Source organism: Streptomyces sp. NPDC057253 (assembly GCF_042669125.1).
In the GTDB taxonomy this organism is placed as follows: Bacteria; Actinomycetota; Actinomycetes; order Streptomycetales; family Streptomycetaceae; genus Streptomyces.
This window is the reverse complement of record NZ_JBHUXV010000038.1, coordinates 69893-79201: the sequence shown is the minus strand read 5'-3', so window position 1 is coordinate 79201 and position 9309 is coordinate 69893. Positions and strand designations below refer to the sequence as shown.

6 protein-coding genes and 1 pseudogene are annotated in these 9309 nt (G+C 72.7%); 5 read left to right on the top strand and 2 right to left on the bottom strand.

Going from position 1 to position 9309, the window contains the following annotated elements:
- Positions 1–764: 764 nt before the first annotated feature.
- Positions 765–1817 (bottom strand): annotated as a pseudogene (locus ACFULQ_RS21975) (sensor histidine kinase); the annotation flags it as partial.
- A gap of 160 nt (positions 1818–1977) precedes the next feature.
- Between ACFULQ_RS21975 and ACFULQ_RS21970 the strand changes: the two are divergent.
- The 4 genes from ACFULQ_RS21970 (at position 1978) to ACFULQ_RS21955 (ending at position 5889) form a co-directional block, all read left to right on the top strand.
- The gene (locus ACFULQ_RS21970) at positions 1978–2766 is read left to right on the top strand and encodes a class I SAM-dependent methyltransferase (protein WP_383546402.1); all 789 of its coding nucleotides are present in this window, start codon (positions 1978–1980) and stop codon (positions 2764–2766) included.
- A 320-nt stretch (positions 2767–3086) separates the two neighbouring features.
- Positions 3087–4199, top strand: a complete 1113-nt coding sequence (locus tag ACFULQ_RS21965) for a Gfo/Idh/MocA family protein (RefSeq protein WP_383546400.1) — start codon at positions 3087–3089, stop codon at positions 4197–4199.
- Positions 4196–5122: a PmoA family protein gene (locus ACFULQ_RS21960; protein ID WP_383546398.1), complete on the top strand. Its 927-nt coding sequence runs from the start codon at positions 4196–4198 to the stop codon at positions 5120–5122. The genes ACFULQ_RS21965 and ACFULQ_RS21960 overlap by 4 nt, the downstream gene beginning before the upstream one ends.
- Positions 5119–5889 (top strand): cupin, encoded by a 771-nt coding sequence (locus ACFULQ_RS21955; RefSeq protein ID WP_383546397.1) that lies wholly within the window; start codon positions 5119–5121, stop codon positions 5887–5889. The genes ACFULQ_RS21960 and ACFULQ_RS21955 overlap by 4 nt, the downstream gene beginning before the upstream one ends.
- An 81-nt stretch (positions 5890–5970) precedes the next feature.
- On the opposite strand, the gene ACFULQ_RS21950 is transcribed toward ACFULQ_RS21955, so the two are convergent.
- On the bottom strand, positions 5971–8214 hold the full coding sequence (locus ACFULQ_RS21950) for a heavy metal translocating P-type ATPase (protein WP_383546396.1): 2244 nt from the start codon (positions 8212–8214) through the stop codon (positions 5971–5973).
- 156 nt (positions 8215–8370) lie between these two features.
- Here ACFULQ_RS21950 and ACFULQ_RS21945 point away from each other — a divergent pair, with 156 nt between their 5' ends.
- Positions 8371–9309, top strand: coding sequence for a hypothetical protein (locus tag ACFULQ_RS21945; RefSeq protein WP_383546394.1), 939 nt, complete (start codon positions 8371–8373; stop codon positions 9307–9309).

The following is a 9309-nucleotide window of genomic DNA, read 5'->3' as shown; positions in this document are numbered from 1 at the left end:
GGGTGAGGTCGTGGGGGTTGGGCTTGGAGGGGGTGAGGTCGTGGGGGTTGGGCTTGGAGGGGGTGAGGTCGTGGGGGTTGGGCTTGGAGGGGGCGGGTTCGTAGGGGTTGGGCTTGGAGGGGGCGGGTTCGTAGGGGTTGCACTTGGAGGAGGCGAGTTCGTAGGGGTCGACCTCACAGGGTGCGTGCTCACAGGGCGGTCTCCTCGACGACGAGCGGGACGGCGACCGACACCACGGTGCCCTCGCCCGGCGTGGACTCCACGGCGAGGGTGCCGCCGGCCTGGCGGGCCCGGATCCGCATGGCGGGGAGTCCGTGGCCACGGGGTGTGGGGTGGGGAGCCTGGGGCGCCGCCGGCGGCAGGGGTTCCTGGGGCTTGGCCGGAGAGCGACGCTCCTGATCGCCGGCCGGGGACCGAGCCTCCTGAGGCTTGGCTGGAGAGCGACGCTCCTGATCACCGGCCGGAGAGCGGGGTTCCTGAAGCCCGGCCGGGGAACGAGGCTCCTGGGGCTTGGCCGAGGATCGGAGTTCCTGAACCCTGGCCGGAGAGCGAGGCTCCTGATGCCTGGTCGGAGAGCGACGCTGCTGACCACTGGCCGGCGGCCGAGGCTCCTGAGGCCCGGTCGACGTCTCGGGTGCCTGAGTCCCGCCTGGGAACCGGGGTGCCTGAGTCGGGCCTGGGAACCGGGGTGCCTGAGTCCCGCCTGGGAACCGGGGTGCTTGAGTCGGCCCTGGGGACCGGAGTGCCTGAGGCGCGCCTGGGGACCCGGTCGGCCGGCCGGCGTCCGGGGTGAACCCCCTGCCGTTGTCCGCGACGTCCAGCGAGACCTGGTCGTCCAGCCAGGTCAGGGTGAGCGCGGCCCGGGTCGCCGCCGCGTGCTCGCGTACGTTGGCCAGCGCGCCCTGCGCGATCCGCACCAGCGCCCCCGCGACCCGCTCCGGCAGGGGACCGGGGTCCCCGTCGAGCCGGAACTCCACGGTCAGCCCGGGACCGCTCTCCCGCCGGGCGAGTTCACGCAGCGCCTCGGCGAGCGAGCGTTCCGCGAGGTCGGCCGGGGCCAGGTCGTGCACGAAGCGACGGGCCTCGGCGAGACTGTGCGAGGTGATCTCCGCCGCCGCCCGCACATGGTCCCGGGCCTGCTCCGAGCCCCACACCCGTTCGGCGGCCTGAAGCAGCATCCGCTGGCTGGACAGGCCCTGCGCGAGGGTGTCGTGGATCTCCGCGGACAACCGCTGCCGCTCCGCGAGCACCCCGGCCCGCCGCTCGGTCGCGGCGAGTTCGTGCCGGGTGCGCACCAGATCCTCGATCAGGACCCGCTGCCGGGCTCCCTGCCGCTGCAGATGCACCAGTACGGCGGTGGCGACCGCGGCGACGGCCGGCGGGGCCACGACCATGTTCGGGTTGAGGGGCCCGTCGGCCACCCGTATCTCCGAGAGCACGACCAGCGCGGTGAGCACGGCCGCCGACGGCACCGCGATCCTCGGCGGCAGCGCGTGCAGCCCGGCGAAGAGCAGGGGCATCACACACCAGGTGGCGCTCGGCGCGAGGGCCAACAGGACGACCCAGACGGTGGTGACCGAGCCCAGCCAGAGCAGATGACGCCGGGTGGGCGGCAGTCCCGGGCGGGGCGGCGGGGCGAGCAGATGCCCGAGGACGTAGAGGAGAGCGAAGAAGCCGAACAGGGCCACCACCCAGCCGGTGCGCGGCCCGCCCTGGTCACGGCTCAGGAAGCGGGCGAGGGACGAGCCCAGCAGCAGGAAGAACGCGCCGTGCACGATCACGCTCAGCCGGCGCTCCTCCGGATCGGTGTGGTTCATGGTCCGTGTCTAACGCCCCCGGCGCGGCCGCGCATCAACCGATCGGCTGACATGGCGGTCGCCCGGACCTCCCCGGGGAACGCCCCTGTCGACCGACCCGGACCCCCGGCCACCGCACCGAGGCTTGGCAGCACGCCGACGATCTCCGAAAGGCATCGCCATGCCCGCCAGGAACCTCACCGCCAACCGTGCCACGCTTGGGCACCGGGTCGGCTACGCCCTGCGCCACCCCGACCGGGTGCCCCGCCATCTGGCGCGGGCCGCACGCGACCTGTGGCTCAGCCGGCGCCACCCGGACCACATCGCCTACTACCGCGCCGTGATGCGCTCCGACACCCGCACCGACCCGGACGCGGCCGTGGGCAGCCGCAACCGGGAGCGCTGGCTGGCGCTCGGGGCGATGCAGTTCGACTACCTGCTCGGTCACGGCCTGCGGCCCGAGCACCGGATGCTGGAGATCGGCTGCGGCAACCTGCGCGGCGGCTGGCGCTTCATCCGCCACCTCTCACCCGGCCACTACCACGGCATCGACATCTCGCCGGACATCCTCTTCGCCGCGCAGGACACGATCGTCGCGATGGACCTCCAGAAACGGCTGCCGAACCTGACCCCGGTCCGCGATCTCACCCTGAGGTTCCTGCCGGAGGCCCACTTCGACGTCGTCCACGCACACAGCGTCTTCTCCCACTCGCCGCTGCCGGTGATCGAGGAGTGCCTGGCCCACGTCGGCCGGGTGCTCGCCCCGAACGGCTGGTTCGACTTCACCTTCGACCGCACGGAGGGCGAGGAGCACCAGGTACTCCGTGAGGACTTCTACTACCGCGCGGAAACCCTCCTGGCCCTGGCCGAGAAACACGGCCTGCGAGCCCGCTTCATGGACGACTGGGAACAACTCCCACACGGCCAGTCCAAGATCAGGGTGACCAACAGGACCCCACAAGCGGGATGACGGCCCCGCATCTGCGGCAACTGACAAAGAGACAGCGCGATTTCCAAGGGGCGCGGGGAACTGCGCGACCAGCCACAACCGACCCGCAGCCGACGCACGACCCACCACGGCACCTACGCCCCACCGGCCAAGCCCAGCACTCCCCACCCCGCCCCACCCCCGTCCCGACAGCCCGCCCCCGCCCTCCACCACCGTCCCGCCAACAAATCGCCGCCCCGGGGTCTTGTTCGGACAATCTCCGGGGATCTAGGGTCACTCCGGGGAGCAAGCGCTTTCCCCGCATGTCAGCGTCCCGTCACCGGACGCCCGAGGAGGACCGCATGTCCCGTCCAGCCCGTCGCCGAGTCGCAGTCGTCGGCACCGGCGCCATCGTCAGCGGCAGCCACCTGCCCGCGCTCAGGGCCCACGCCGAGCGGGTGGAACTGGTCGCCGCCGTCGACGTGGACCAGGGCAGACTCGACGCCTTCCGCGAGCTCGCGGGCCAGGAGGTTGCCGGGTTCACCTCCGTCGACGAGATGCTGGACGCCGTACGCCCCGACCTGGTCCTCATCGGCACCCCGCCCTCCCTGCACCGCGCCCAGACGGTGGCCGCGCTCAAGGCGGGCGCCTGGGTGCTGTGCGAGAAGCCGCTCACGCTCTCGCTCGCCGAGTACGACGAGATCGCCGCGGCCGAGGAGGCCTCCGGCGCCTACGCCGCCGTCGTCTTCCAGCACCGCTACGGCTCCGGCGCCGAGCACGCGCGCGCACTCCTCACGAGCGGTGAGCTGGGCGCCCCCCGGGTCGCCCACTGCCAGACCACCTGGCACCGGGACGCCGCCTACTACGCCGTACCGTGGCGCGGGACCTGGGCCAGCGAGGGCGGCGGCCCGACCATGGGCCACGGCATCCACCAGTACGATCTCCTCCTGCACCTGCTCGGCCCGTGGGCGGAGATCCGCGCCATGGCCGCGCGGCTGGTCCACGACACCGAGAGCGAGGACGTCTCCACCGCCCTCGTCCGGTTCGAGAACGGCGCCCTCGCCACCGTCGTCAACAGTGTGCTGTCACCCGACGAGGTGAGCCGCATCCGCATCGACTGCGCCGACGCGACCGTCGAACTCACCCATCTCTACGGCCACCGCAACGAGGACTGGACCTACACCCCCGCCCCGCACGTGGCCTCCGAACGGGCCGACGCCTGGCGCACCCCCACCGCCGACGTCCCCAGCTCCCACGCGGCCCAGCTCGGCGCGCTGCTCGACGCGTACGACAACGGTGTCAGGCCTCCCGGCAGCGGCGCCGACGCACGTGCCACCCTCGAGTTCGCCGCCGCGCTCTACAAGTCCGCGTTCACGGGCCGGCCGGTGACCGCGGGCGAGATCGCGCCCGGCGACCCCTTCTACCCGGCCATGCACGGCGACCACCCCCACTGGGCCCCCAAGGAGCGCGCATGAGCATCCGCGTCAGCCACGTCCACGGCGAGCACATCGCCGTCGAGGCGGCGAACGGCACGGAGATCCTCCGCTACGTCTACCGACCCGACCCCGACGCCTTCGAGGCCAAGAAGCCCTACGCCCACCCGGTGCGCACCCTCGGCGGCCGCACCGTGACCGGCTACCGGCCCAACGACCACCGCTGGCACAAGGGCCTCCAGATGACGGCGAGCCATCTGTCCGGGCAGAACTTCTGGGGCGGCAACTGCTATGTCCACGGGCAGGGCTATCTGCCGCTGCCGGAGCGCGTCGGCTCGATGCGGCACGACGGCTTCACCGCGTTCACGGCCGCCGAGGACCGGCTGGACGTCACCGAGGCGCTGACCTGGGTGGCGAACGGCGGCGAGGAGTGGGCCCGGGAGGAGCGGGGCCTGGCCGTCCACTCGGTCGACGAGGCCAGCGGCTCGTGGGCGCTGGACTGGTCGATCCGGCTCACCAACCTGCGTGCCGAGCCCCTCGTCTTCGGCTCCCCGACCACCGCGGGCCGTGAGCTGGCCGGTTACACCGGACTCCAGTGGCGCGGCCCCCGCGACTTCACCGGCGGCGCGGTGTTCGCCCCGGACTCGGACGCCGACGCGGACAAGCTGATGGGCAGCCAGGGCCCCTGGCTCGCCTTCACCACCGAGCACGACGACGTGGACGCCCACTCCACGCTCGTCTTCGCGCACGCCCCCGAGAACCTCGACCCCGAGACCGCGGTCCACGAATCGCACTGGTTCGTGCGCTCGAAGCCCTTCCCGACGGTCGCGTTCTCCTGGGCGTTCTTCGAGGAGTTCGAGCTGCCGCCGGGGGAGTCCTTCGCGTACCGCTACCGGCTGGTCGTCGCCGACGGCGCCTGGGACGCGGAACGGGTCGGTGAGCACCTGGAGGGGCTGTCGTGGTGAGCGGGCCCTCAGGGGTGACCAAGCCGGAGCTTCCCCACCCGCTGCCCGGTGCCGTCGGTCTGTCGCACCTCAGCGCCTACGACTGGGAGGCCGCCGACGGCGTCTGCGGCGGCAGCCCGCATCTGCACCTGGTGTGCACGGAGGCGTACGTCGTCACCGGCGGCCGGGGCGCGGTGCAGACGCTGAGCCCCCACGGCTACCGGGAGATCCCGCTGGAGCCGGGCTCGATCGCCTGGTTCACGCCCGGCACGGTGCACCGCATGGTCCAGGGCGGCGAGCTGCGCATCACCGTGCTGATGCAGAACAGCGGCCTGCCCGAGGCCGGGGACGCCGTCTTCACCTTCCCGCCCGAGGTCCTCGCCGACCCCGAGCGGTACGCCGCGCAGGCCCGGCTCCCGTCCGGAACCGGGCCGGAGACGGCCGCTGCCGCCCGGCGCCGCAGGGACCTGGCCGTCGAGGGCTATCTCGTCCTGCGCGAGGCCCTGGCCGCAGGCGACAACGGCCCGTACCTGGAGTTCCAGCGCGCGGCCGCCCGCCTGGTGCGGGAGAAGGTGCCCACCTGGCGTGAGCTGTGGCAGGCGGGGGCGCTGGCCACCGCCGAGCGCACCGGCGCCCAGCTGGACGCGCTCGCCTCCGGTGAGCCGGCGTACCTCGGGGCGGCGACCGCCCACGAGGCCGCACCGACCCGGCTCGGCGGCTTCGGGATGTGCGGCAGACGCGACGAGTACGACCTGCCGGGGACGACACTGCCGTACCGCGGCGAGTAACGCCCGGTCCCGGCCCGCCGGCGCTCACGGCTGTGGCCCGTCACCTCACCGAGGTGACGGGCCTCCCGTGCTCCGGGGAGTTCAGGCCTGTGCCCGGAAGGAGCGCAGGCGCAGTGAGTTGCCGACCACGAACACCGAGGAGAACGCCATCGCCGCTCCCGCCAGCATCGGGTTGAGCAGTCCGGCCGCCGCGAGCGGCAGCGCGGCCACGTTGTAGGCGAAGGCCCAGAACAAATTGGAGCGGATCGTGCCCAGGGTCCGGCGGGCGAGCCGTACGGCGTCCGCCGCGGCCCGCAGGTCGCCCCGGACCAGGGTCAGGTCGCCCGCCTCGATCGCCGCGTCCGTGCCGGTGCCCATGGCCAGACCCAGGTCGGCCTGGGCCAGCGCGGCCGCGTCGTTGACGCCGTCGCCGACCATCGCGACCGAACGGCCCTGCGCCTGAAGCCGCTTGACCACGTCGACCTTGTCCTGGGGCAGCACCTCGGCGATCACGTGCTCGGCGTCGATGCCGACCTCGCGGGCGACGGACTCGGCCACGGCCCGGTTGTCTCCGGTCAGCAGGATCGGGGTGAGCCCGAGCCCCCGCAGCCGGGTGATCGCCTCACGGCTGGTGTCCTTGACCGCGTCGGCGACCTCCAGCACCGCCCGCGCCTCGCCGTCCCAGGCGACCGCGATCACGGTGCGGCCGGACGACTCCGCCGTGCTCTTCAGCAGGCGGAGCTCCTCGGGCAGTCCGATCGCCCACTGGTCGAGCAACCGCTCCCGCCCGACGAGCACGGCGTGGCCGTCGACGATGCCCTGCACCCCGAGACCCGGCACGTTCGCGAAGTCCTCGGGTGCGGGAAGGGCACCCAGCTTCTCCAGCGCCCCCTCGGCCACCGCACGGGCGACCGGGTGCTCCGAGGCGTGCTCCAGGGCACCCGCCAGCCGCAGCACTTCGGCCTCGTCGGTGCCGTGTGCCGCGTGCACGGCCAGCAGGGTCATCCGGCCGGTGGTGACGGTTCCGGTCTTGTCCAGGACGACGGTGTCGACCCTGCGGGTGGACTCCAGGACCTCCGGACCCTTGATGAGGATGCCGAGCTGGGCGCCGCGCCCGGTGCCGACCAGCAGCGCGGTCGGGGTGGCGAGGCCCAGGGCGCACGGGCAGGCGATGATCAGGACCGCTACGGCGGCGGTGAACGCGGCGGCCGTACCGGCGCCGTTGCCGAGCCAGAAGCCGAGGGTGCCGAGCGCGAGGGCGATCACGATCGGGACGAACACGGCGGAGATCCGGTCCGCGAGCCGCTGGGCGGCCGCCTTGCCGTTCTGGGCGTCCTCGACCAGCTTGGCCATCCGGGCGAGCTGGGTGTCCGCGCCGATCCGGGTCGCCTCGACGACGAGCCGTCCGCCCGCGTTGACGGTGGCGCCGGTGACGGTGTCGCCGGGGGTGACCTCCACCGGCACCGACTCGCCGGTGAGCATGGAGGCGTCCACGGCGGAGGAGCCCTCGACCACGGTCCCGTCGGTGGCGATCTTCTCCCCGGGGCGGACGACGAACCGGTCGCCGACCTTCAACTCGGCCACCGGGACGCTCTGTTCGTGGCCGTCCGCGTGCAGCACGGTGACGTCCTTCGCGCCGAGCTCCAGCAGGGCCCTGAGGGCGGCCCCGGCCTTGCGCTTGGAGCGGGCCTCGAAGTACCGCCCGGCCAGGATGAAGGCGGTGACTCCGGCGGCGGCCTCCAGATACAGGTTCCCGCTGCCGTCACCGCGGGCGATCGTCAGCTCGAAGGGGTGCTTCATGCCGGGGGTGCCCGCGGTCCCGAGGAACAGGGCCCACAGCGACCAGCCGAAGGCCGCCGTCGTACCGACCGAGATCAGGGTGTCCATGGTGGCCGCGCCGTGCCGGGCATTGGTGAACGCAGCCTTGTGGAAGGGCCAGCCGGCGTACGTCACCACGGGCGCCGCCAGCGTCAGCGACAGCCACTGCCAGTACTCGAACTGGAGCGCGGGGATCATCGCCATCGCGACGACCGGGACCGCCAGCACCACGGCGGTGATCAACCGCTCGCGCAGGGACCGCAGTTCGTCGGGTTCCCCGTCGTCCGGGTCGGCGGGCTCCGGTGGCGCCGGTTCCCGGGCCGTGTAGCCGGTCTTCTCGACGGTCGCTATCAGGTCCTGGACCGAGATCCCGCCCTGGTAGGTGACCTTGGCCTTCTCGGTGGCGTAGTTGACGGTCGCGGTGACCCCGTCCATCCGGTTGAGCTTCTTCTCGATACGCGCCGCGCACGAGGCGCAGGTCATACCGCCGATGGCGAGCTCGGTCTCGGCCGCTGCGGTGGTGGTCATCGCCACTCCTCGTGAGTACCGGGTGGGGGTATGGTGGGTTCGGGTCTCATGTATACCCCCATAGGGTATCTCAAGCAAGCCGGTCGATCGGGTTGACTTCATACCCCCCAGGGGTATGGTGAGGTGCATCGAGAACCCGTACCGGAGGTGCCGACCATGCACGCAGGACTGAAGATCACCGCGTTCGCCGCCGCCCTGGCCGCCACGTTCGGCACCGCCTACGGCGTGGGCCAGGGCATCGGCCCGGTGACCGGGGAGAAGGCGCCCGTACGCCATGACACCCATATGGAGGAGAGCGCTCCAGGGCAGGAGTCACCCCCAGCGGGCGGACTCCAGATCGCCGAGGGCGGTTACCGCCTCGACCTGCGGACGACTCGGCTCGCGGCCGGACGCACCACCGACCTGCGCTTCGCCGTCCTGGACGACGACGGCCGCGCGCTCACCGCCTACCGCCGCGAGCACGACAAGGAACTCCATCTGATCGTGGCCTCCCGCGACCTGAACACCTTCCGCCATGTGCATCCCAGCCGGGCCGCCGACGGCACCTGGAGCATCCCCCTCTCGCTGCCCCGCGCGGGCGACTACCGGGTCTTCGCCGACTTCACCCCCGAGAAGAAGGGCGCCGCGAACCTCACCCTGGGCGCCGACCTGGCGGTGTCGGGCAGCTACGCCCCGCAGCACCTCCCGACGCCGAACGGCACCGCCACGACCGACGGCTACGAGGTGAAGCTGGCCGGCGCCCTGCGCCCCGGCGCGGCCCGCGAACTGAAGCTCACGGTCTCCCGGGCCGGCAGGCCCGTCACCGACCTTCAGCCCTACCTCGGCGCCTACGGCCATCTGGTCGCCCTGCGCTCCGGCGACCTCGCCTACCTGCACGTCCATCCGAACGGCGAGCCCGGCGACGGCACCACCGACGCCGGCCCCGCCATCTCCTTCACGGCCACGGCACCCAGCGCCGGTACCTACCGGCTCTTCCTGGACTTCCGGCACGAGGGCAAGGTCCACACGGCCGCCTTCACGGTCAGGGCCCAGGGAGCGAGCGGAGGGACCGCCGAGGAGACTCCCCACGAGTCCTCCGGCGCGCACGGGCACTGA

What these genes read in the sequence shown, in the direction of transcription:
- ACFULQ_RS21970 (WP_383546402.1), top strand. Translation starts at nt 1,978, where the DNA reads ATGCCCGCCAGGAACCTCACCGCCAACCGTGCCACGCTTGGGCACCGG.
- ACFULQ_RS21965 (WP_383546400.1), top strand. Translation starts at nt 3,087, where the DNA reads ATGTCCCGTCCAGCCCGTCGCCGAGTCGCAGTCGTCGGCACCGGCGCC.
- ACFULQ_RS21960 (WP_383546398.1), top strand. Translation starts at nt 4,196, where the DNA reads ATGAGCATCCGCGTCAGCCACGTCCACGGCGAGCACATCGCCGTCGAG.
- ACFULQ_RS21950 (WP_383546396.1), bottom strand. Translation starts at nt 8,214, where the DNA reads ATGACCACCACCGCAGCGGCCGAGACCGAGCTCGCCATCGGCGGTATG.
- ACFULQ_RS21945 (WP_383546394.1), top strand. Translation starts at nt 8,371, where the DNA reads ATGCACGCAGGACTGAAGATCACCGCGTTCGCCGCCGCCCTGGCCGCC.